At 70.4% G+C, this 20,071-nt stretch carries 21 protein-coding genes; 8 read left to right on the top strand and 13 right to left on the bottom strand.

Annotation, left to right across the window (positions count from 1 at the left end; genetic code table 11):
• The first annotated feature begins 40 nt into the window (after nt 1–40).
• The 4 genes from thiL to P1K89_RS19215 are packed head-to-tail and all read left to right on the top strand — an operon-like array spanning nt 41 to nt 2,932.
• On the top strand, nt 41–1,012 hold the full coding sequence (thiL, locus tag P1K89_RS19230) for a thiamine-phosphate kinase (protein WP_284618114.1): 972 nt from the start codon (nt 41–43) through the stop codon (nt 1,010–1,012).
• Nucleotides 1,009–1,527 (top strand): phosphatidylglycerophosphatase A family protein, encoded by a 519-nt coding sequence (locus tag P1K89_RS19225; protein ID WP_284618113.1) that lies wholly within the window; start codon nt 1,009–1,011, stop codon nt 1,525–1,527. Before thiL ends, P1K89_RS19225 begins: the two co-directional genes overlap by 4 nt.
• Nucleotides 1,524–2,003, top strand: a complete 480-nt coding sequence (locus tag P1K89_RS19220; RefSeq protein WP_284618112.1) for a CinA family protein — start codon at nt 1,524–1,526, stop codon at nt 2,001–2,003. Before P1K89_RS19225 ends, P1K89_RS19220 begins: the two co-directional genes overlap by 4 nt.
• A complete protein-coding gene (locus tag P1K89_RS19215; protein ID WP_284618111.1) occupies nt 2,000–2,932 on the top strand; it encodes a 2-hydroxyacid dehydrogenase in 933 nt (310 codons plus the stop codon). Before P1K89_RS19220 ends, P1K89_RS19215 begins: the two co-directional genes overlap by 4 nt.
• A gap of 12 nt (nt 2,933–2,944) precedes the next feature.
• Here the strand turns inward: P1K89_RS19215 and holA are convergent, their stop codons facing one another.
• The 7 genes from holA to P1K89_RS19180 form a co-directional block, all read right to left on the bottom strand.
• Nucleotides 2,945–4,048: a DNA polymerase III subunit delta gene (gene holA, locus P1K89_RS19210; RefSeq protein ID WP_284618110.1), complete on the bottom strand. Its 1,104-nt coding sequence runs from the start codon at nt 4,046–4,048 to the stop codon at nt 2,945–2,947.
• Between the two features lie 9 nt (nt 4,049–4,057).
• Nucleotides 4,058–4,546 carry an LPS-assembly lipoprotein LptE gene (locus P1K89_RS19205; protein ID WP_284618109.1) on the bottom strand — a complete coding sequence of 163 codons (489 nt, stop codon included), beginning with the start codon at nt 4,544–4,546 and terminating at the stop codon, nt 4,058–4,060.
• Nucleotides 4,546–7,224, bottom strand: coding sequence for a leucine--tRNA ligase (gene leuS / locus P1K89_RS19200; RefSeq protein WP_284618108.1), 2,679 nt, complete (start codon nt 7,222–7,224; stop codon nt 4,546–4,548). Before leuS ends, P1K89_RS19205 begins: the two co-directional genes overlap by 1 nt.
• Before the next feature lie 41 nt (nt 7,225–7,265).
• Complete coding sequence (locus P1K89_RS19195) at nt 7,266–7,688, bottom strand: ExbD/TolR family protein (RefSeq protein WP_284618107.1); 423 nt, start codon at nt 7,686–7,688, stop codon at nt 7,266–7,268.
• Between the two features lie 81 nt (nt 7,689–7,769).
• Nucleotides 7,770–8,435, bottom strand: a complete 666-nt coding sequence (locus P1K89_RS19190; RefSeq protein WP_284618106.1) for a MotA/TolQ/ExbB proton channel family protein — start codon at nt 8,433–8,435, stop codon at nt 7,770–7,772.
• Complete coding sequence (gene dapB / locus P1K89_RS19185) at nt 8,435–9,259, bottom strand: 4-hydroxy-tetrahydrodipicolinate reductase (RefSeq protein ID WP_284618105.1); 825 nt, start codon at nt 9,257–9,259, stop codon at nt 8,435–8,437. The genes P1K89_RS19190 and dapB overlap by 1 nt, the downstream gene beginning before the upstream one ends.
• Nucleotides 9,256–9,801, bottom strand: a complete 546-nt coding sequence (locus P1K89_RS19180; protein WP_284618104.1) for an outer membrane protein assembly factor BamE — start codon at nt 9,799–9,801, stop codon at nt 9,256–9,258. Before P1K89_RS19180 ends, dapB begins: the two co-directional genes overlap by 4 nt.
• A 122-nt stretch (nt 9,802–9,923) precedes the next feature.
• Between P1K89_RS19180 and fur the strand changes: the two genes are divergently transcribed.
• Nucleotides 9,924–10,352 carry a ferric iron uptake transcriptional regulator gene (gene fur, locus P1K89_RS19175; protein WP_284618103.1) on the top strand — a complete coding sequence of 143 codons (429 nt, stop codon included), beginning with the start codon at nt 9,924–9,926 and terminating at the stop codon, nt 10,350–10,352.
• Nucleotides 10,353–10,395: 43 nt separating this feature from the next.
• On the opposite strand, the gene hprK is transcribed toward fur, so the two are convergent.
• From hprK to hpf, 3 genes are all read right to left on the bottom strand, one after another.
• A complete protein-coding gene (gene hprK / locus P1K89_RS19170) occupies nt 10,396–11,349 on the bottom strand; it encodes an HPr(Ser) kinase/phosphatase (RefSeq protein WP_284618102.1) in 954 nt (317 codons plus the stop codon).
• A 13-nt stretch (nt 11,350–11,362) separates the two neighbouring features.
• Nucleotides 11,363–11,833: a PTS sugar transporter subunit IIA gene (locus tag P1K89_RS19165; protein ID WP_284618101.1), complete on the bottom strand. Its 471-nt coding sequence runs from the start codon at nt 11,831–11,833 to the stop codon at nt 11,363–11,365.
• Between the two features lie 208 nt (nt 11,834–12,041).
• Entirely contained in the window at nt 12,042–12,383 is a 342-nt protein-coding gene (hpf, locus tag P1K89_RS19160; protein ID WP_173120997.1) for a ribosome hibernation-promoting factor, HPF/YfiA family, read from the bottom strand.
• A gap of 465 nt (nt 12,384–12,848) precedes the next feature.
• Between hpf and P1K89_RS19155 the strand changes: the two genes are divergently transcribed.
• From P1K89_RS19155 to P1K89_RS19145, 3 genes are all read left to right on the top strand, one after another.
• The gene (locus P1K89_RS19155; protein ID WP_284618100.1) at nt 12,849–13,481 is read left to right on the top strand and encodes a response regulator; all 633 of its coding nucleotides are present in this window, start codon (nt 12,849–12,851) and stop codon (nt 13,479–13,481) included.
• 45 nt (nt 13,482–13,526) lie between these two features.
• On the top strand, nt 13,527–14,489 hold the full coding sequence (gene corA / locus P1K89_RS19150) for a magnesium/cobalt transporter CorA (protein WP_284618099.1): 963 nt from the start codon (nt 13,527–13,529) through the stop codon (nt 14,487–14,489).
• A gap of 406 nt (nt 14,490–14,895) precedes the next feature.
• Complete coding sequence (locus tag P1K89_RS19145) at nt 14,896–15,777, top strand: ferritin family protein (protein WP_284618098.1); 882 nt, start codon at nt 14,896–14,898, stop codon at nt 15,775–15,777.
• 22 nt (nt 15,778–15,799) lie between these two features.
• On the opposite strand, the gene P1K89_RS19140 is transcribed toward P1K89_RS19145, so the two are convergent.
• The 3 genes from P1K89_RS19140 to glnE are packed head-to-tail and all read right to left on the bottom strand — an operon-like array spanning nt 15,800 to nt 20,006.
• A complete protein-coding gene (locus P1K89_RS19140; protein ID WP_284618097.1) occupies nt 15,800–16,699 on the bottom strand; it encodes a DMT family transporter in 900 nt (299 codons plus the stop codon).
• Entirely contained in the window at nt 16,696–17,274 is a 579-nt protein-coding gene (gene rrtA / locus P1K89_RS19135; RefSeq protein WP_284618096.1) for a rhombosortase, read from the bottom strand. Before rrtA ends, P1K89_RS19140 begins: the two co-directional genes overlap by 4 nt.
• Nucleotides 17,253–20,006, bottom strand: coding sequence for a bifunctional [glutamate--ammonia ligase]-adenylyl-L-tyrosine phosphorylase/[glutamate--ammonia-ligase] adenylyltransferase (gene glnE / locus P1K89_RS19130; protein ID WP_284618095.1), 2,754 nt, complete (start codon nt 20,004–20,006; stop codon nt 17,253–17,255). Before glnE ends, rrtA begins: the two co-directional genes overlap by 22 nt.
• Between the last annotated feature and the right edge of the window lie 65 nt (nt 20,007–20,071).

The raw sequence follows: 20,071 nt of genomic DNA, 5'->3' as shown, positions 1-20,071 counted from the left end.
GCGCCCAGGGGCGCGCCCAGGCCGCTGCGAGAATGAGCGCATGGCGCTCGGCGAATTCGACCTCATCGGCAAGTACTTCCAGCGGCCGCCGAAGCGCGCGCTGCTCGGTGTCGGCGATGACTGCGCGCTGATCGCGCCGACACCCGGCATGCAGCTGGCGATCTCCAGCGACATGCTGGTCGAGGGCCGGCATTTCCTGTCGACGGTCGAACCCGCGCGGCTCGGCCACAAGGCGCTGGCGGTGAACCTGAGCGACCTGGCCGCCTGCGGCGCGAAGCCGCTGGCCTATACGCTGGCGCTGGCGCTGCCGCGTGCCGACGATGCCTGGCTCGAAGGCTTCGCCGAGGGGCTGCACGCCCTCGCCGATACGCACGACATCGAGCTGATCGGCGGCGATACGACGGCCGGGCCGCTGAACATATGCATCACCGTCTTCGGCGACGTGCCGCCGGGCCGCGCGTTGCGCCGCGATGGGGCGCGCGCCGGCGACACGCTGTGGGTCAGCCATCCGCCCGGCGGCGGCATCGGCGATGCGCGGCTGGCACTGGAGGTGTTCCGCGGCCGCGCGGCGGTGGCGGGCGAGGCGTTCGACCGGGTGCGCAGGGCGATGGAGCAGCCGCAGCCGCGCGTGGCGCTCGGCCTCGCGCTGCGCGGCATCGCGACGAGCGCGATCGACCTGAGCGATGGCCTGTGCGGGGACCTCGCGCACGTGCTGAAGCGCTCGGGCGTCGGCGCGCGCCTCGATGCCGATGCGCTGCCGACGAGTGCGGTGCTCGCGGCGCAGCCGTTGGCGCTGAAGCGCGAATGCACGCTGGCCGGCGGTGACGACTACGAGCTGCTGTTCACCGCGCCGGCCTCCGCCGATGCCGCGGTGCACGATGCCGCGGCCAGCGGCGGCGTGGCGGTCTCGCGCATCGGCCGCATCGAGGCCGGGCCGGGCCTGCGCGTGCTCGACGATGCCGGCCGTCTGCTGCCCGTCGGCGCGGGCTTCGACCACTTCAAGACGGCATGACGGCGCAATTGGCCTCCGCCCGCTTCATGCTCCGCCACCCGGCGCACTGGATCGCGCTCGGCTTCGGCAGCGGCCTGTCGCCGTGGGCACCGGGCACGGTCGGCACCTTGTGGGCCTGGGTGGCCTTCCTGGTGCTCGACCGCTGGCTCGATGACCTCGGCTGGGCCGTGCTGCTGGTCGCGAGCTTCGTCGCCGGCTGGTGGGCCTGCACGCGCACCGCGCGCGACCTCGACATTGCCGACCCGGGGTCCATCGTCTGGGACGAGGTGCTCGCGTTCTGGCTCGTGCTGTGGCTGGTGATGCCCACCGGCTTCGTCGGCCAGGCGATCGCGTTCGGTCTGTTCCGCCTCTTCGATGCCGCGAAGCCCGGGCCGATCGGCTGGGCCGACCGCCGCTTCAAGCGCCGGCCCGGCACGCCGATCGGCTGGCGTGAAGGCTTCGGCATCCTGTTCGACGACCTCGTCGCGGCGCTGTGCACGCTGCTGCCGATCGCGTTGTGGAGGATGGTGGCATGAACGGGCTGGTACCGACTCTGGCCGACCTGCTGCGCTCGCGCGGCGAACGTCTGGCGACGGCCGAAAGCTGCACCGGCGGCCTGATCGCCGGCGCCTGCACCGATCTGGCCGGCTCCAGCGACTGGTTCGAGCGCGGCTTCGTCAGCTACAGCAACGCCGCGAAGACCGAACTGCTCGGTGTGCCGGCGGCCCTGATCGACGCGCACGGCGCCGTCAGCGAGCCGGTGGCCCTGGCGATGGCCGAGGGCGCGCTCGCGCAGTCGCCTGCCGACTGGGCGGTCGCCGTGACCGGCATCGCCGGACCCGGCGGCGGCAGCGCGGAGAAACCGGTCGGCCTGGTGTGGCTGGCGTGGATGCGGCGCGGTGGCGCGGCGCAGGCTGAACGCCACGTCTTCCCGGGGGATCGCGCGGCGGTGCGTGCCGCCACGGTCGCGCGGGCGCTCGCGGGACTCACCGAAAGGATCACCGCCGCATGAACCTGCTGCTCGCCGGTACCTGGGACCCGGGCGAAGAAGACGCCTGGGCGCAGGCCCTGCGTGCGGCGCTGCCGAACCACCGTTTCGTGCAGCGGCGCGAGCACGCGCCGTCGATCGACGCCGCGATCGTCGCCAACCCGCCGCCTGGCAGCCTGCAGGGCCTGCCGTCGCTGCGGCTGATCCAGTCGCTGTGGGCCGGGGTCGACCGCCTGCTCGGCGATGCGACGCTGCCGGCGGGCGTGCCGATCGCGCGCATGGTCGACCCGGCGATGAACGCCGCGATGGCCGAGACCGCGCTGTGGGCCGTGCTGTCGCTGCAGCGTGACTTCTTCCGCTATGCCGCGCAACAACGCGAACGCCGGTGGCAGGTGCTGCCGCAGCGCCGCGCCGACGAGTGGTCGGTGCTGGTGCTGGGCTGCGGGCAGATGGGCCGCGGCGCGGCGAGGCGGCTGGTTCAGATGGGTTATCGCGTTGCCGCGTGGAGCCGCTCGGCCGCAGCGGCCGAAGCCGGCGTCGCGATGCACCATGGCGCCGGCGGCCTCGCGGCGGCGCTGCCGCGGACGGACGTGCTCGTGAACCTGCTGCCCCTAACGGACGAAACACGCGGCATCCTGGGCGCGCCGCTGTTCGACGCGCTGCCGGCCGGTGCGGCCATCGTCAACCTGGCACGCGGCGCGCACCTCGTCGAGGCCGACCTGCTCGCGGCGCTCGACCGCGGGCAGCTGTCGCACGCGGTGCTCGATGTCTTCGCGCAGGAGCCCCTGCCGTCGAGCCATGCCTTCTGGTCGCATCCGCGCATCACCGTGCTGCCGCACGCGGCGGCACAGACCGACCTGCGCAGCGCCGCGCGCATCGCGGCCGACAACATCGAGGCGCTGGCGGCAGGGCGGCCGCTGGCGAACCTGGTCGACCGCGGCCGCGGCTACTGAGCGCCGCGGCGGCTAGCCGTGCGGTTCGAGCGCCAGCCGCAGCAGCAGCGGCGCCTGGCCACGCTTCGGCGGCGGTGCTGCCACCGCCTGGGTCAGCAGCAGCGCGAGGCGCCTGATCGCGTCCCAGGGCTCCAGCGGCCAGTCCGGATGCTTCAGGCCCTTGATCACGCCGTCGCAGGTGCTCGCGGCTTCGACGAGGTGCGCGATCTGGTGGGCGCTGATCAGCGGCAGCACCCGTTCGAAAAGCCGTTCCTTCAGGCCCCAGACACGCGCCTCGCGCAACGCCACCGGCAGCGGCTTGCCACTGGCCATCGCGTCGTGCGCGGCCTTCAGCGACAGGATGTCGCCGGCCAGCGTCCAGTGCACTAGCACCGTCGCCTCGCCTTCGGCGCGCAGCCCGTCGAGCATGCGCAGCACGCGCGCGGTCTGCCCGGCCAGCACCGCCTCGCCGAGCTTGAAGACGTCGTAGCGAGCGACGTTGAGCACCGCGGCTTCGACCTGCTCGAAGCTCAGGGCGCCCGCGGGGTACAGCAGCGCGAGCTTCTGCAGCTCCTGGTGCGCGGCGAGCAGGTTGCCTTCGACGCGGTCGGCGAAGAAGGCCAGGGTGCGCTGGCCGGTCTCGCCGTCCTCGACGCGCTGGCCCTGCGCGGCCAGGCGCTGCGCCAGCCACTGCGGCAGCGCGCGGCGCTCGATCGGGTCGACGCGGACCGTGATGCCGGCGGCGTCCAGCGCGGTGAACCAGGCGCCCTGCTGCTGCTGGCGATCGAGCTTCGGCAGGTGCACGATGGTCAGCACGTCGTCGTTCAAGCCTTCGCAATACCGCTGCAAGGCCTCGGACCCGTCCTTGCCGGGCTTGCCGTTCGGGATGCGGATCTCGATCAGCTGCCGCTCGGCGAACAGGCTCATCGCCTGCGACGCACCGAGCACGCCGGACCAGTCGAAGTGCGCGCCGCTGACGGTGAACACCTTGCGCTCGCCATAACCCGCATTACGAGCGGCCGCGCGGATCGCATCGCCGGCTTCCTGCGCCAGCAGCGGTTCGTCGCCATGCACGGTGTAGACGGCCTTCAGCCCGCGGGCGAGCTGGGCGGCGAGCTGGTCGGGGCGCAGTTGCATGGTGCCGGCCTAAGCCTTCTTCACCTCGGCGAGGCGGCGCATCAGCAGCAGCACGATGTCGGTCTGCATCGCGGCATAGAGCTGCTGCTCCTCCTGTTCCTTCGCCAGCGCGAAGGTCTCGCTGTAGCTCATGTCGCGCGCCAGCTGCAGCGTGGTGTCGGGGATGTACTCGCGGCCGCCCGGGGTCGTCAGCCGGAACTCCAGCCGCACGCGCAGCTGCACGCCGCGCACCTGGCCGGCGGCGGTCAGCGCGGTGACGCTGCGCTCGCGCCGGTCGGCGATGGCCTGCAGCACGGCTTCGGCGCGGTTCGGGTCGGCGACCACCTCGACGGTCGGCTCGAGCGTGCGCTTGAGTTCGTCGGCCAGGGGCGAACGCGGCGCGAAGCCGACGAGCGCGAGCTTCGTGAACGGAAGCTCCGGCGCCCGCCGCAGCTGGAAGCCGCAGCCGGCGAGCGCCGGTGGCAGCAGGGCGGCGGCGAGCAGCGAGCGTCTGCGCATCAGACGACGACGTTCACCAGACGCCCCGGCACGACGACGACCTTCTTCGCCGGCTTGCCTTCACCGAACTTCGCGAACTCCGGCGAGGCCAGCGCGGCGGCTTCGATGGCCGCCTTGTCGGCATCGGCCGCGATGCGCACCGCGCCGCGCGTCTTGCCGTTGATCTGCAGCACGAGCTCGATCTGATCGAGCTTCAGCGCCGCCTCGTCGACCTGCGGCCAGGGTGCGTCGAGCAGCTCGCCCAGCTCGGCCGCGAAGCCGAGCTCGACCCACAGCGCCTGCGCGATGTGCGGGCAGCACGGGTACAGCGCGCGCAGCAGCACCGAGGCGCCTTCGCGCAGCGCGGCGTTCGCGCCGACGCTGCCGTCGCCCTTGAACGCCTCGAGCGCGTTCAGAAGCTTCATCGTGCCGGAGACGACGGTGTTGTACTGCATGCGCTCGTAGTCGAAGCTGATCTGCTTCAGCACCGAGTGCACCTCGTGGCGCAGCGCCTTCGCGTCCGCGGCCAGCTCGGCGGCCGCGATCGCGCCGGCCCCCTGGAGCAGCGCCGCGTTCTTCGCCGCGAACGACCAGACGCGGCGCAGGAAGCGGTGCGCGCCCTCGACGCCGGCATCGTTCCACTCCAGCGTCTGCTCCGGCGGCGACGCGAACATCACGAACAGGCGCGCGGTGTCGGCACCGTAGCGCTCGATCAGCGCCTGCGGGTCGACGCCGTTGTTCTTGGACTTGGACATCGTCGTCCAGCCCTCGTAGACCACCGGCTGGCCGTCGGCCTTCAGCACAGCCTTCAGCACGTGCGAGTGTTCGTCGCGCGTGATGTCGAGGTCGTGCGCCCAGTAGTAGTCCTTGCCGGCGCCCTCGTGCGTGCGCGAGAAGGCCTCGTTCAGCACCATGCCCTGCGTCAGCAGCCGGGTGAAGGGCTCGCTGACCTTCACCAGGCCCATGTCGCGCATCACCTTGGTCCAGAAGCGCGCGTACAGCAGGTGCAGGATCGCGTGCTCGATGCCGCCGATGTACTGGTCGACCCCGGGCCCCGAGGCACCGGTGGCCGTGCCGGGCATCCAGTACTGCGTGCCGTCGGCCACCATGCGCTCGTGGTCCTGCGGATCGCAATAACGCATGAAGTACCACGACGAATCGACGAAGGTGTCCAGCGTGTCGGTCTCGCGGCGCGCGTCCTTGCCGCAGGTCGGGCACTTCGCGGCGAGGAAGTCGGCGCGCTTGTTCAGCGGGTTGCCGCTGCCGTCGGGAATGCAGTCCTCGGGCAGCACGACCGGCAGGTCGGCTTCGGGCACCGGCACCGCGCCGTGCTCGTCGCAATGGATGATCGGGATCGGCGTGCCCCAGTAGCGCTGGCGGCTGACGCCCCAGTCGCGCAGGCGCCAGGTGATCTTCTTCTCGCCGATGCCGTTGGCCGCCAGCAGGCTGGCGACCTTGTCGACGGCGGCCTTGTAGTCCAGCCCGTCGAGCATGCCGGACTCGACGCAGCGGCCGCGCTGCTTGTCGGCGTACCACTCCTGCCACGCGTCGACGCTGTAGCTCGCGCCGTCGATCGCGATCACCTGCTTGATGCGCAGGCCGTATTTCTTCGCGAACGCGAAGTCGCGCTCGTCGTGCGCCGGCACGCCCATCACCGCGCCGTCGCCGTAGCTCATCAGCACGTAGTTGCCGACCCACACCTCGACCTGCTCGCCGGTCAGCGGATGCGTGACGAACAGGCCCGTCGGCAGGCCCTTCTTCTCCTGCGTCGCGAGCTCGGCCTCGGTGGTGCCGCCGTGCTGGCACTCGGCGATGAAGGCGGACAGCTTCGCATCGGTGGCCGCGGCGTGCGCGGCCAGCGGATGCTCCGGCGCGACGGCGCAGAAGGTCACGCCCATGATGGTGTCGGCGCGCGTCGTGAAGACCCACAGCCGGCCGCCGCCGATCAGCGCGCCGGCGGCATCGCGGATCTCGTGCGGGAACGCGAAGCGCACGCCTTCGCTCTTGCCGATCCAGTTCTCCTGCATCAGCCGCACGCGCTCGGGCCAGCCGGCGAGGTAGTTCGGGTCCTCGGGGTTGGCGACCGCCGACAGCAGTTCCTCGGCGTAGCCGGTGATCTTCAGGTAGTAGCCGGGGATCTCGCGCTTCTCGACCAGTGCGCCCGAGCGCCAGCCGCGGCCGTCGATGACCTGTTCGTTGGCCAGCACGGTCTGGTCGACCGGGTCCCAGTTGACGACCTGCGTGCGGCGCTCGGCGATGCCCTTCTCGAGCATCTTCAGGAACAGCCACTGGTTCCACTTGTAGTAGGCCGGGTCACAGGTGGCGACCTCGCGCGACCAGTCGATCGCCAGGCCCATCGCCTGCATCTGGCCCTTCATGTGCGCGATGTTCGAGTAGGTCCACTGCGCCGGCGGGACCTTGTTCTTCATCGCCGCGTTCTCGGCCGGCAGGCCGAAGGCATCCCAGCCCATCGGCATCAGCACGTTCATGCCCTTCATGCGCAGCTGGCGCGTGAGCATGTCGTTGATCGTGTAGTTGCGCACATGCCCCATGTGCAGCTTGCCGCTGGGGTAGGGCAGCATCGAGCAGGCATAGAACTTCGGCCTGCTCTGGTCCTCGGTGACGCGGTAGGCGTCCGTCGCGGTCCAATGCGCCTGGGCGGCGGATTCGACTTCGGCGGGGGCGTATTTCTCGTTCATGGGGCCGATTGTAGAAGTCGGCTTCCCACGCCCGGGCGTCCCTACGGTGTCTTGCCCGTCTCGGTGACGAAGCCGATGCGGCTGAGGCCGCCTTCCTGCACCAGGCCGATCAGCTCGGCGATGCGGCCGTAGGGCACGCTGCGGTCGGCGCGCAGCTGCACCTCGGTGGCGGCGTTGCGGATCGAGGCCTCGCGCACGCGCAGCTTCAGCTGGTCGGCGCTGACGGACTCGTCGCCCCAGAAGAGGCGCCCCTCGGCATCGACCGCGACAGTCACGTATTGCGCCGCGTCGCTGGGACGGGCGCCTTCGGTCTTCGGCAGGTCGAGCTTCAGGCTCGAGGTCATCAGCGGCGCGGTGATCATGAAGATCACCAGCAGCACCAGCATCACGTCGATCAGCGGCGTCATGTTGATGTCGCTCATCGGGTTCGATGCGCTGGCGCGCTGCAGGCGGCCGAAGGCCATCAGCGTCCGCCCGGCCGCCCGAAGGACGCTGGCGCCCCCTCGGGGGGCCGTGAGCGAAGCGAGCTGGGGGGCAGCATCGCGTCAACTATCGCGGGAGGGCGACTGGCTCTCGAGTGCCATCTCGCGCAGGTCGTGCGCGAAGCCCTCGAGCTCGGCCTCGCAGGCGGCGACCCACTTGCCGAACAGGTTGTAGGCCAGCACCGCGGGAATCGCCACCGCGAGGCCGGCGGCGGTCATGATCAGCGCCTCGCCGACCGGGCCGGACACCTTCTCGATGGTGATCGCGCCGGCGGCCGAGATGCTGACCAGCGCGTGGTAGATGCCCCAGACCGTGCCGAACAGACCGATGAAGGGCGCGGTGCTGCCGATCGAGGCCAGCAGCACCTGGCCGAACTGCAGGTGCGCGAGGCCGCGGTGCAGCGCGTCGCGCAACCGGCGCGTCAGCTGCGAGGCCAGCGCGCCGTGGGTCTCGAGCGTGCCGCGGGCTTCGTGCGGCGCCGTGGCGGCCAGCAGCGGCAGCAGCACCTGTTCGCGGTCCAGCGCGGAGAGCCGGTCGCGACCGGCATCGAGCGAGGGCGCGGCCCAGAAGGCCGGCACCGCGCGCCGGATGTCGTGGCGCGCACGCTGCAGGATCCAGGCCTTCCACAGGATCACCACCCAGGCGCTGATCGACATCGCCAGCAGCAGCACGGCCACCGCGCGGGCGATGCCGTCGCTCTGGGCCCAGAACTGGGTGAGGCCTTCCATCAGGCCAGTTGCAGCACGTCGGTCATCGTGAACAGGCCGCTCGGCTTGTCCGCCAGGAAGCGCGCCGCACGCAGCGCACCCTGCGCGTAGGCCACGCGGCTGCCGCTCTTGTGCGAGATCTCGATGCGCTCGCCGGTGCCGGCGAACAGCACCGTGTGGTCGCCGACGATGTCGCCGCCGCGGATCGCGGAGAAGCCGATCGTCGACGGGTCGCGCGGGCCGGTGACGCCTTCGCGCGCGAACACGCCGCAGGTCTTCAAGTCGCGGCCGAGCGCGCCGGCGATGACCTCGCCCATCTGCAGCGCGGTGCCGCTGGGCGCGTCGACCTTGTGGCGGTGGTGGGCCTCGACGATCTCGATGTCGTAGCCCTCGTTCAAGGCGCGCGCAGCCTGTTCGAGCAGGCGCATCACCACGTTGACGCCGACCATCATGTTCGGCGCCAGCACGATGGCAATGTGCTTCGCGTGCGCGGCGATCTCTGCCTTCTGCTCGGGGCTGAAGCCGGTGGTGCCGATGACGGCCTTGACACCGAGCGCGCGGCAGGCGGCGATGTGCGCCAGCGTGCCCTCGGGCCGGGTGAAGTCGATCAGCACCTGCGCCGGCGCGAGGCCCGCGCGCAGGTCGTCGGTGATCGCCACGCCGGTGGCCTGGCCGAGCGGCGCGCCCGGGTCCTGGCCGAGCGCCGGGCTGCCGGCGACGTCGAGCGCGCCGGCGAGGCGGCAGTCGGCTGCGCCGAGCACGGTCTCGGCCAGCATGCGGCCCATGCGGCCGGAGGCGCCGCTGATCGCGATGCGCAGCGGATCGTTCGCGGCCGCACCGCTCACGACGCCGGCTCCAGCGGCGGGTAGCTGCGCACGGCGCCGGCGGGTTCGACCGGTGCGCTCTCGTTGCGCGCGGGGCGCGGCAGCGCCTGCTTCTGCGCGTCGGTGAGCTCCAGCACCGGCGCCTTGCCGCTGGCCTTGGTGGTGCTGATCGACGCGACGAATTCGCGCTCAGACGGCAGCGCCGGCGCGTCGAGCTGCTTGAGCTGGTCCTTCTCGAAGATCGCGACCACCGAGCGCCGCTGCGGCTCGGTTCCCGGACGCTTGATCGTGAAGACGTAGTCCCAGCGATCGGCGTGGAAGATGTCGGCGAGCATCGGCGAGCCGAGGATGTCGCGCACCTGCTCCCGGCTCATGCCGGGCTTGACCTGCGCGGCCTGCTCCTGCGTGACGACGTTGCCCTGCACGATGTCGATGCGGTAGGGCGTGATCACGCCGAGGAAGTTGTTTTCCGAGGACTGCAGCGACGCGCAGCCGCCGAGGAGGGACAGCGCCAGCAGCAGCAGCGGTGCGCCGGCGCGGCGCGCGAGGATCGGAGGGGTCATGCGAGGAGGGCGGCGCCCGGTGCGACTGGTCGCAATACTGGTCGCGGTGGCGGGCGTCTGGATATGATGCGGCCGATTCTAGCGACCCGCCTTTCGCGGGCTCCCGGCTTCCACCTCCGCCCATGTCCCACGCCGACGACCTCAAGCACAGCGGCCTCAAGGCCACGCTGCCGCGCCTGAAGATCCTCGAGGTCTTCCAGCGCACCGAACAGCGCCACATGACCGCCGAGGACGTGTTCAAGGCGCTGCTCGCCGAAGGCGCTGACATCGGCCTGGCGACCGTCTACCGCGTGCTGATGCAGTTCGAGCAGGCGGGGCTGCTGTCGCGCAGCCATTTCGAGTCCGGCAAGTCGGTGTTCGAGCTCAACGAGGGCCAGCACCACGACCACCTCGTGTGCCTGACCTGCGGCCGCGTCGAGGAGTTCTACGACGCCGAGATCGAGAAGCGCCAGCGCGCCGTCGCGCAGACGCGCGGCTTCGACCTGCAGGACCACTCGCTCGCGCTGTACGCGGTGTGCAACAAGAACCCCTGCCCGCACCGGCAGAAGTAGGCTGACGGGTACCCGGCCGACGGTCCCGTCGGCCGACGGGCGCTCATTCGTCGCCCTGTTCCATCGCGCGCTGGTGGCGCTCGATGAACTCCTGGTAGGTGTCGATGCCGCGCAGCTGCAGGATGGTGTTGCGCACGGCGGCCTCGACCAGCACCGCGAGGTTGCGGCCGGCGTCGACGGTGATCACCACCTTGCGCACGGGGATGCCGAGGATGTCCTCGTAGAGCGGCTCGTAGGGCAGGCGCTCGAACTCGCGCTCCATCGTCTCCTTGCGCACGAGGTGCACGATGAGCTTCAGCCGCATCTTCCGGCGCACGGCGGTCTCGCCGAAGATCGCCTTGATGTCGAGCAGGCCGATGCCGCGCACTTCGAGCAGGTTCAGCAGCAGCTCGGGGCAGCGGCCCTCGAGCGCGCTCTGCGACACCTTGTAGAGATCGACCGCATCGTCGGCGACGAGGCCGTGGCCGCGCGAGATCAGTTCCAGCCCCAGTTCGCTCTTGCCGAGGCCGGACTCGCCGGTCAGCAGCACGCCGAGGCCGAGGATGTCCATGAACACGCCGTGGCGTGTGATGCGGTCGGCGAACAGCTGCGCGAGGTAGGCGCGCACGATGTCGATGACCTGGCCCGCGGACTCGGACGTCACGAAGAGCGGGATTTCCGCGCGGTCGCACATCGCCACCAGCCGGTCCGGCGGGGAGACACCGTCGGCGCCGATCAGCACCGGCGGCTCGAGCGTGACGATGCGCGAGATGCGGCGCTCCTGGTCCTCGACCGAGGACGACGACAGGTAGGCCACCTCGCGGCGGCCGACGATCTGCACGCGGTAGGGATGGATGTAGTTCAGGTAGCCGACAAGGTCGGCGGCCGACTGCGCGTCGCGCACCGCGGCTTCATCGAAGCGGCGCTCGGGATGCGCATGGCCGGCGATCCATTCCCAGCGCAGGGTCTCCCGGTGGGCCTCGAACAGGGCCTCGGCGCTGATCGAGGTGGGTTTCACCGGCTGATGAGGATCAGGCGACCGACTTCAGCGGCGCCCAGTCGGAGATCAGCTTGTGCAAGGCGGCGGAGTCCTCGGCGGCCTTCATGCGCTCGCGCAGCTCGCGGTCGGACAGCAGCTCGGCAATTTCGGACAGGATCTCGAGGTGGCGCTGCGTCGCGGCCTCGGGCACAAGCAGGAAGATCAGCAGGCTGACCGGCTCGTCGTCCGGGGCATCGAACGGAATCGGCTGCTGCACGCGCAGCACCGCGGCGAGCGGGTTCTTCAGGCCCTTGATGCGGCCGTGGGGAATGGCGACACCATGGCCCAGGCCGGTGGAGCCCAGCCGCTCGCGGGCGAACAGGTTGTCGGTGACAGTGGCCCGCGCGATGGCGTGCAGGTTCTCGAACATCAGCCCAGCATGCTCGAAAGCCCGCTTCTTGCTCGTGGCGTCGACGTTCACCAACACGTTGCTGGCGGGCAGGATGGCGGCGAGACGGTTCATGGCGTTCCCCCGGATCGCGGCGGCTTCTGGCTACGCAAACCGCGGGCTGATGACAGATCGGTGATTATAGAAATGCGTTGCTGCACTGCAGGGTTGACAGCTCCCGCGACTGCGGGATGTTGTCACGGCGCTGCAGCGATCAACGAAACGGCCCCGTTACGGGGCCGTCGGCATCGGGGGGCGGCGCTTCAGCCGCCGGGGCAAGAACTCACACCGCGCCGGCGTCCATGCGCTTGGTCGACTGGTGGTGGTGGTTCTGCAGCCGATCCTTGTGGCGGCAGACCTGGCGATCCAGCTTGTCCATCAGCTGGTCGATCGCTGCGTATAGGTCTTCGTGCGACTGTTCGACAAAGATGTCCTTGCCCTTGACGTGGAGGGTGACTTCCGCCTTCTGCCTGCGCTCCTTTTCGGTCAGCTTCTCGACTGTCAGCAGGATGTTGATGTCCACCACCTGGTCGAAATGCCGGGTGACCCGGTCTAGCTTCGTGAGCACGTACTCTCTCAGAGCAGGTGTCACTTCGAGGTGGTGTCCGCTGATCGTCAGGTTCATTCAGAACCTCCTTTGCACGAGGGTTGGCCTGGGTCGGGCAGCGGGGGCGCTCAGCTTCGACCAGCTCGGTGCCGCCCGTTGCGAGCCCAGTGTGCAACCGATGCGCGGCGCGTGACAAGGGGATGACCGGGTGTAGCATCCGGGGGTTTGCCGGGTGGGTGCACGCCGCGTCCCGGCACAACACCCTGCGCCCGAACGTGCCCAGGCCGTGAGCCCTGATGTGCTCGTTCCGCGGGCCCCGCGTGCCGCTCCATGCTGCGATGGCTGACGCGCTCGTTCCGTGGGCCTGACGTACTCGTGCGCATTCCCTCTGCCGGGAACGCACGAAAACGAGCTAAAGTGCGGAATCTGCAGTTAACGATTTGCGCTCGGTCGAGGCGCGGTCGACAACCCCGGGGCGCCGCTGATCGGTGCCGTCGCGGATCGATCCTGTCGGACCGGCCCTTCACTCCCGAAGCGAGCTCGATGAGAAAGAGCGCGACCAACGCCGATGTGCTGTCCACCCGCGAGGCTGCGGAACGCCTCGGCGTGGCGCTGCGCACCGTGCAGCTGTGGGTCGAAGGCGGCGTGCTGCCGGCCTGGAAGACCGCCGGCGGCCACCGCCGCATCTCGCGTGCCGCCGTCGAGAAGCTGATCGCCGAGCGCAACAACGCGCTGCATGGCGCCGACGAAGTCCCGGCCGCGACCGAAGCCGATGAGCGCCGCATGCGCATCCTCGTCGTCGAGGACGATCCCGACCTGCTGCGCCTGTTCTGCATGGTGATCGAAGGCTGGGACATCCCGGTCGAGCTGAGCACCGCCACCAATGGTTTCGAGGCGCTGCTGCGCATCGGCGACCGCTGCCCCGACCTGCTGCTGACCGACCTGAACATGCCCGGCATGGACGGGTTCCGGATGATCGATACGCTGAAGAAGCACCAGCAGGAACGCGAGCAGCTGCGCATCGTCGTCGTCACCGCGCTCGGTCCGGCCGAGATCGCCCACCGCGGCGGCCTGCCCGACGGCGTGAAGGTCTTCACCAAGCCCTTGCCCTTCGACGAGCTCGAAGCGCTGGCGCGCGAGCAGTACACCCGGCTCGCTGCGCCCGAACTGCAGTAGCGCCGTTTCGGCGCACCGCACCCGCTCGCGCGCCGGAGAAGCCGCATGCTGAACGTGTTCGTGCTGGCCAATGGCAGGCTGGTGCAGGAAGAGATCGAGGACGCCGCCGGCCTCGCGCGCGCGAGGCCCGTGTGGGTCGACCTGGAAGCGCCGTCGCCGGTCGAGAAGGGCTGGATCGCCGCGCGCTTCGGCGTCACGATTCCCGAGGACATCGTCGACGACGACCTGGAAGAGTCCGCCCGCTTCTACGAGGAAGACAACGGCGAGCTGCACATCCGCTCCGACTTCCTCATCGGTGGCGAGGACGCGCCGCACAACGTGCGCGTGGCCTTCATCCTGAAGGAGGGCGTGCTGTTCTCGGTGCATGCCGAGGACCTGCCGGTGTTCCGGCTGCTGCGGTTGCGCGCACGCCGCACGCCGGCGCTGATCGAAGACGCCAAGGACGTGCTGCTGAAGCTCTACGACGCCGATGCCGAGTACTCGGCCGACCAGCTCGAGGGCATCTACGACAACCTCGAGCAGGTCAGCGCGCGCGTGCTGAAGCAGGACGTCGGCGACCAGGCCGCCGGCGCCGCGCTGGCGGCGATCGCGCGCGAGGAAGACCTCAACGGCCGCATCCGCCGCAACGTGATGGACACGCGCCGCGCGGTGAGCTTCATGATGCGCAGCCGGATGCTCAATGCCGAGCAGTTCGAGGAGGCGCGGCAGATCCTGCGCGACATCGATTCGCTCGACTCGCACACCGCATTCCTCTTCGACAAGATCAACTTCCTGATGGACGCCACGGTCGGCTTCATCAACATCAACCAGAACAAGATCATCAAGATCTTCTCGGTCGCGTCGGTCGCGCTGCTGCCGCCGACGCTGATCGCCAGCATCTACGGCATGAACTTCAAGGCCATGCCGGAGCTGGACTGGTCGTACGGCTACCCGTTCGCGATCGGGTTGATGATCGCGTCGGTGGCGGCACCCTTCATCTACTTCCGCCGCAAGGGCTGGCTGCGCTGATCGCGCGTTCGCAGCGCCCCAATGAAAAGCGCGGTGAGGTGACTCACCGCGCTTTCGCTTGTGGAAGAAGCCGTGCAGCGCCCTGACGCGAACGAGGGAGGGAGGGAGGAGGAGGAGAAGCGCCTCAGGGTTGCACTCCGGTTGCCCGGAAGGCTGCACGGCTGAAAACTGGGTCGGATGTCGGCGGGCAAAAGCATCACGCGCGGCGAACCGATGGGGCATTGACACCCGTCATTGGAAAAGGTTCCGCCATCCGGCCGCCCGTCGTCTGCATCGAAGCCGAACAAAGGCTGCAAGACGAAAGCGGTTTCTGCGCGCAATACAGCGTGCGAACGGGCGAATTGACCCTGAAAGACGCCTGTAACGGTAGGCAGCCTAGAATGACCTGTTCTTCACAGGAAGCGCCATGCTCTACCCCGAACTTTTCAAGCAACTCGAGTCCGTTCGCTGGAACATGGATTCGGACATCGCCTGGGACAAGTTCGACGCCTCGCTGCTCAGCGAAGAGCAGGCGCAGACGGTGAAGATGAACGCGATCACCGAGTGGGCGGCGCTGCCGGCCACCGAGATGTTCCTGCGCGACAACCGCGACGACAGCGACTTCTCCGCCTTCATGAGCGTCTGGTTCTTCGAGGAGCAGAAACATTCGCTGGTGCTGATGGAGTACCTGCGCCGCTTCCGTCCGGACCTCGTGCCGACCGAGGAAGAACTGCACCAGGTCCGCTTCGAATTCGATCCCGCGCCGGCGCTCGAGACGCTGATGCTGCACTTCTGTGGCGAGGTGCGCCTGAACCACTGGTACCGCCGCGCGTCCGAGTGGCACACCGAGCCGGTGATCAAGCAGATCTACGAGACGCTGGCGCGCGACGAGGCGCGCCATGGCGGCGCCTACCTGCGCTACATGAAGCGCGCGATGGGCAAGTTCGGCGACGAGGCGCGTGCCGCCTTCGCGAAGGTCGGCGTGCTGATGGCCAGCGCGCGCCGCACCGCGCAGGCGCTGCACCCGACCAACCTGCACGTCAATACGAAGCTCTTCCCGCGCGACACGATCCAGAGCCGCCTGCCGGACCCGGCGTGGCTGGAGAACTGGCTCGACAAGCAGATCCAGTTCGACGCCGTCTGGGAGAACAAGGTCGTCGAGCGCATCCTGCACAACATGAGCCTGCTGATGGAGCGCAGCTTCGCGAGCGTGCAGGAGCTCAATCGCTACCGCAAGGAGCTGACGACGAAGCTCGCCGCGGCCGCCGCCCAGCGCGGCGCGGGCGGGGCCGAGCCGCAGCCGGCCTGAGCGGTACGCCCGGGCGGCGCGATCAGCGCGCCGGCCGGTTGACCACCGCGATGCCGATCGCGACCGCCGCGCAGGCGGTCACCAGCCGCGCCGTCAGCGGCTCGCCCAGCAGCCCCACGCCCGCCAGCAGCCCGAACAGCGGCGTCAGCAGCGTGAACGACGCCAGCCGCGTTGCCGGGTAGTGGCGGATGAGCCAGAACCACAGCAGGTAGCTCGCGAAGCAGACCACCACCGTCTGGTAGCCCAGCAGGCCGATGCCTGCGGCCGACCACTGCGCCGGCCAGCGTTCGCCGGCAACGAGCGCCGCGGCGCCGAGGGCGATGCCCGAGACCCCCAACTGGTAGAGCAGCGTCACCTCCGGCGCGGCGGTCGTCAGCCGGCTGCCGCGGATGACCAGCGTCGTGCCGCCCCACAGCAGCGCGGCCGCCACGCCCAACGCGTCACCCAGCCACTGCCGGTCGCCGACGCTCGGCGCATGCCAGCCTTCGGCGAAGGCCCAGGCGACGCCGGCGAACGCCGCTCCCAGGCCCACCAGCTGCACCGCGTCGGGCCGTTCCGTCCTGGCCACCAGCGGCATGCCCAGCGCGACGACGAAGGGCGCGAGGTAGATGAAGACGATCATGCGCGACGCCGAGGTGTACTGCAGGCCGACGAAGATGCAGCCGAACTCGACGGCGAACAGCAGCCCGGCGAGCAGGCCGCCCTTGAATGTGCCATCGCCGAAGTTCAGCGGGATGCCGCGCACGCGTGCCCACAACGCGACCAGCAGCGCCGCGCCCAACGAGCGCAACGCCGCCTGCGTCAGCGGCGGCACGTGGGCCAGGGTCAGCTTCGTGGCGACCTGGTTGAGGCCCCACAGCGCGCAACACAGCAGCAGCAGGCCGATGGCCAGGGCATCGAGGTGGGTCTTGCGTTCGGTCATCGTCTGACGAGCAAGGCCGCGCAGAGCAGCCCGGTGAACGATCCGCTGGCGTGCGCCCCGGGCGCGATCAGGATGTCCCAGCCCGGCACGCTGCGCAGCGGGCCGCCGCGCCACGGCGCCTCGAACCACAGCTTGAGCGCCAGGCCGGCGAGCAGGGCGACGCCGACCAGCCGCTGCAGCAGGCCGCGGATGCACAGCAGCTGCCAGGCGACAATCGCGACGCCGGCGTGCAGCACGCCCGACAGTCCGCCGTAGTGCGCGAGCGCCGGCTGCAGCAGCAGCGCGACGTGCGTCAGCGGCCAGGCCAGCAGCCAGGCCAGCGTCGCGCGGCGGCCGCAGCCGGCCGCGCGGCCGAGCAGCGCGACCAGCAGCAGCCCGAGCCCGTTGGCGACGAGGTGCAGCGCGCTCAGGTGCACGAAGGCCGCGGTCCACCAGCGCCAGGGCTGGCGCAACGCAAGGCCGGGCTGCCAGTCCCAGCGCGTGGACGGCAGAAACCACATGACGAGGCTGCCGGCCGCGAGCAGCGCGGCCAGCAGCAGCCACGACGATGCGCTCAGCCGAAGACGGCCCGCCACAGCGCGAGGATCGCGTCCCGCTCGGCCGCCAGCTGGGGCGCGGGAAACTGCGTCGTCTGTTCGTCCAGGCGGGCGCGGTGCTGCGCGCGCCGCAGCTCGCGGTAGGCGTCGGCCGCGGCGGTGCCGGTGCCGGCGGGCAGCAGCCCGGCGCTTTCCGCGCGTTGCAGCAGCGCGATGTTGCCGGCGTTGTCCAGCAGCGGCGGGTGCGCCGCGCCATGCGCGAGCACCAGGTACTGCACGACGAACTCGGCGTCCATCATGCCGCCGGCGCTGTGCTTGACGTCGAAGAGCCCGGCCTTCACCGGCCGTGCCTGGCGCACCTTCTCGCGCATGCCGACGACCTCGGTCTTCAGCGCCTCGATGTCGCGCGGCGCGGCGAGAACCTGGCGGCGCACCGCCTCGAAGCGTTCCGCCAGGTCCGGCGAGCCGGCGCAGAAGCGCGCGCGTGTGAGCGCCTGGTGCTCCCAGGTCCACGCGGTGTTGCCGCCGCGGCCGACCTGGTAGCGCTCGAAGGCGGCGATCGAGGTCACCAGCAGGCCCGAGTTGCCGTTGGGCCGCAGCGCGGTGTCGATGTCGAACAGCTCGCCGGCGCCGGTGCGCAGCGTCAGCCAGGTGATCAGCTTGCGCACGCAGTGGCCGTAGACCTCCTGCGCGCGGTCGGCGTCGGGCTCGTCGGCATCGTCGTAGAGGAAGACGACATCGAGGTCGCTGCCGTAGCCGAGCTCCTTGCCGCCGAGCTTGCCGTAGGCGATGACCGCGAAGCGCGGCGATTCGCGGTGGCGCTGCTTCAGCCGCGGCCAGGCCCAGCGCAGCGTGATGTCGACGGTGGCGTCGGCCAGCGCCGACAGGTCGTCGGCGACCTGCTCGACGGTGATCAGGCGCTCGACGTCGCGCACCAGCGTGCGGAAGACCTCGGCATGGTGCGCATGGCGCACGGTGTCGAGCAGCGACTCCTCGTCGGCCTGGCCACTGCGCTCCCATGCCGCGTGGCGTTCTTCCAGCGAGGCCAGGTACTCGGCGCGGTCGAAGCGGCTGTGCACCAGCCGTGCGTCGGCCAGCTCGTCGATCACGCCGGGATGGCGCATGAGGTACCGCATCGGCCACCGCGCCAGCCCCAGCAGCCCGAGCAGGCGCTTGAGCACCGAGGGCCGCTCGGCCAGCAGCGCGAGGTAGCTGTCGCGGCGCAGCAGCGGCTCGAGCCAGTCGACGAAGCGCAGCGCGGCATCGAGCGTGCAATGGCCTTCGTCGACGCAGGCCGCGGCGCGCTGGATCAGCTTGCCCAGCCGCAGCTTCGGCTCGTCGCGCAGGTTCTGCACGCGCGGCTGCGCGCACCACTGGCGCACGCGCTCGGCGAGCTCGGGCGGCAGCTTCTCGGCCAGCGCGTCGCTGTCCAGCGCCAGCGGGCCGTTGCCGCACTGCTTGCAGCCGCCCTTGCCGGCGTTCGGCGCGGGGGCCTGGCCGTCGTGCAGCAGCGCGTCGAACTCGGTGGCCACCAGCTCGCGGATCTCGCACAGCCGGTCGAGCAGCTCGCAGGCATCGGGCCGGCACGCGGCCAGGCCCATCGACTGCGCGATCCAGGTCAGGTCGCCGTCCTGCGTGGGCAGCAGGTGCGTCTGCTGGTCGTCGAGGTACTGGATGCGGTGCTCGACGCGGCGCAGGAAGGTGTAGCCGGCGGCGAGCTTCTCGGCCGTCTCGGGTGTCATCAGCCCGCGCGCGGTAAGCTTGCCCAGCGCCTTCAAGGTCGAGCGGGTGCGGATCTCGGGGTATTGCCCGCCGCGCACGACCAGCAGCAACTGCACGATGAACTCGATCTCGCGGATGCCGCCGCGCGAAAGCTTCACGTCGTTGGCGCGCTCGGGCCGGCCGGCGGCGCGACGCTGCGCTTCTTCGCGGATCTTGCGATGCAGCTGGCGCAGGCCCTCGAAGATGCCGTAGTCGAGGTAGCGGCGGTAGACGAAGGCCGTGACCAGCGGCCGCAGCGGCAGCGCGCGGCCGGTGATGACCGCCGCACGCGGCGCGACCACGCGGCTCTTCAGCCAGGCGAAACGTTCCCACTCGCGGCCCTGGACCTGGAAGTACTCCTCCAGCATGCCCATGCTGACCACCGGCGGGCCGGAATTGCCGTTCGGCCGCAGCGCGAGGTCGACGCGGAATACGAAGCCGTCCTCGGTGGTGTCGCCGATCAGCGCGTAGAGCCGCTTGGCCACCGCCGAGAAATATTCGTGCGCACTGCGGCCCGGCGTTCCGGCCAGGCCCGGCGTCTGGCCGTCGTCCTCGTAGACGTAGATCAGGTCGATGTCGGACGACACGTTGAGCTCGCGCGCGCCGAGCTTGCCCATGCCGATGATCCAGAAGTCGATCGACTTGCCGTCGGCGGTGACGGGCGCGCCGCTGCGGGCGTCCTCGTCGGCGCGGGCCTGCGCCAGCGCCAGCTCCAGCGTCGCCTCGGCCAGCGCGGTCATCGCCGCCGTGATGTCGGCCAGCGGCGCCTGCTGCTCGACGTCGAGCACCGCCAGCCGTTCGAGCACCAGCTGGCGCGCGACGCGCAGCGCCGACACGAGCGGGCGGCCGCCGGCTTGCAGCCGCTCGACCAGCGCGGTGATGGCCGCGGCATCGGGCAAACCCGCAGGCAGCTCGGCGAGCTCGGCCGCGTACCGGCGCCGGATGCGCTGCACGTAGCGGCTGTGCAGCGCGGAGGCCGCCAACGGAATGTCTGAGAGGTCGGAACCCATCGATCGCGCCGAAGTCTGTGTGCTAGATTGCCCCGATCGCCGGGGCGCTCCGGCGGCTCGATTGC

Source organism: Aquabacterium humicola, from assembly GCF_030167915.1.
Lineage (GTDB): Bacteria > Pseudomonadota > Gammaproteobacteria > Burkholderiales > Burkholderiaceae_C > Pseudaquabacterium > Pseudaquabacterium humicola.
This window is presented reverse-complemented; position numbering and strand designations above follow the sequence as displayed.

Coding starts and splice junctions, on each gene's coding strand:
- P1K89_RS19140 (WP_284618097.1), bottom strand. CDS start 16,699: ATGACCGAACGCAAGACCCACCTCGATGCCCTGGCCATCGGCCTGCTG.
- P1K89_RS19190 (WP_284618106.1), bottom strand. CDS start 8,435: ATGGAAGGCCTCACCCAGTTCTGGGCCCAGAGCGACGGCATCGCCCGC.
- hpf (WP_173120997.1), bottom strand. CDS start 12,383: ATGAACCTGACGATCAGCGGACACCACCTCGAAGTGACACCTGCTCTG.
- P1K89_RS19215 (WP_284618111.1), top strand. CDS start 2,000: ATGAACCTGCTGCTCGCCGGTACCTGGGACCCGGGCGAAGAAGACGCC.
- P1K89_RS19205 (WP_284618109.1), bottom strand. CDS start 4,546: ATGCGCAGACGCTCGCTGCTCGCCGCCGCCCTGCTGCCACCGGCGCTC.
- corA (WP_284618099.1), top strand. CDS start 13,527: ATGCTGAACGTGTTCGTGCTGGCCAATGGCAGGCTGGTGCAGGAAGAG.
- leuS (WP_284618108.1), bottom strand. CDS start 7,224: ATGAACGAGAAATACGCCCCCGCCGAAGTCGAATCCGCCGCCCAGGCG.
- thiL (WP_284618114.1), top strand. CDS start 41: ATGGCGCTCGGCGAATTCGACCTCATCGGCAAGTACTTCCAGCGGCCG.
- P1K89_RS19225 (WP_284618113.1), top strand. CDS start 1,009: ATGACGGCGCAATTGGCCTCCGCCCGCTTCATGCTCCGCCACCCGGCG.
- glnE (WP_284618095.1), bottom strand. CDS start 20,006: ATGGGTTCCGACCTCTCAGACATTCCGTTGGCGGCCTCCGCGCTGCAC.
- P1K89_RS19195 (WP_284618107.1), bottom strand. CDS start 7,688: ATGGCCTTCGGCCGCCTGCAGCGCGCCAGCGCATCGAACCCGATGAGC.
- P1K89_RS19165 (WP_284618101.1), bottom strand. CDS start 11,833: ATGAACCGTCTCGCCGCCATCCTGCCCGCCAGCAACGTGTTGGTGAAC.
- P1K89_RS19180 (WP_284618104.1), bottom strand. CDS start 9,801: ATGACCCCTCCGATCCTCGCGCGCCGCGCCGGCGCACCGCTGCTGCTG.
- fur (WP_284618103.1), top strand. CDS start 9,924: ATGTCCCACGCCGACGACCTCAAGCACAGCGGCCTCAAGGCCACGCTG.
- P1K89_RS19155 (WP_284618100.1), top strand. CDS start 12,849: ATGAGAAAGAGCGCGACCAACGCCGATGTGCTGTCCACCCGCGAGGCT.
- P1K89_RS19145 (WP_284618098.1), top strand. CDS start 14,896: ATGCTCTACCCCGAACTTTTCAAGCAACTCGAGTCCGTTCGCTGGAAC.
- holA (WP_284618110.1), bottom strand. CDS start 4,048: ATGCAACTGCGCCCCGACCAGCTCGCCGCCCAGCTCGCCCGCGGGCTG.
- P1K89_RS19220 (WP_284618112.1), top strand. CDS start 1,524: ATGAACGGGCTGGTACCGACTCTGGCCGACCTGCTGCGCTCGCGCGGC.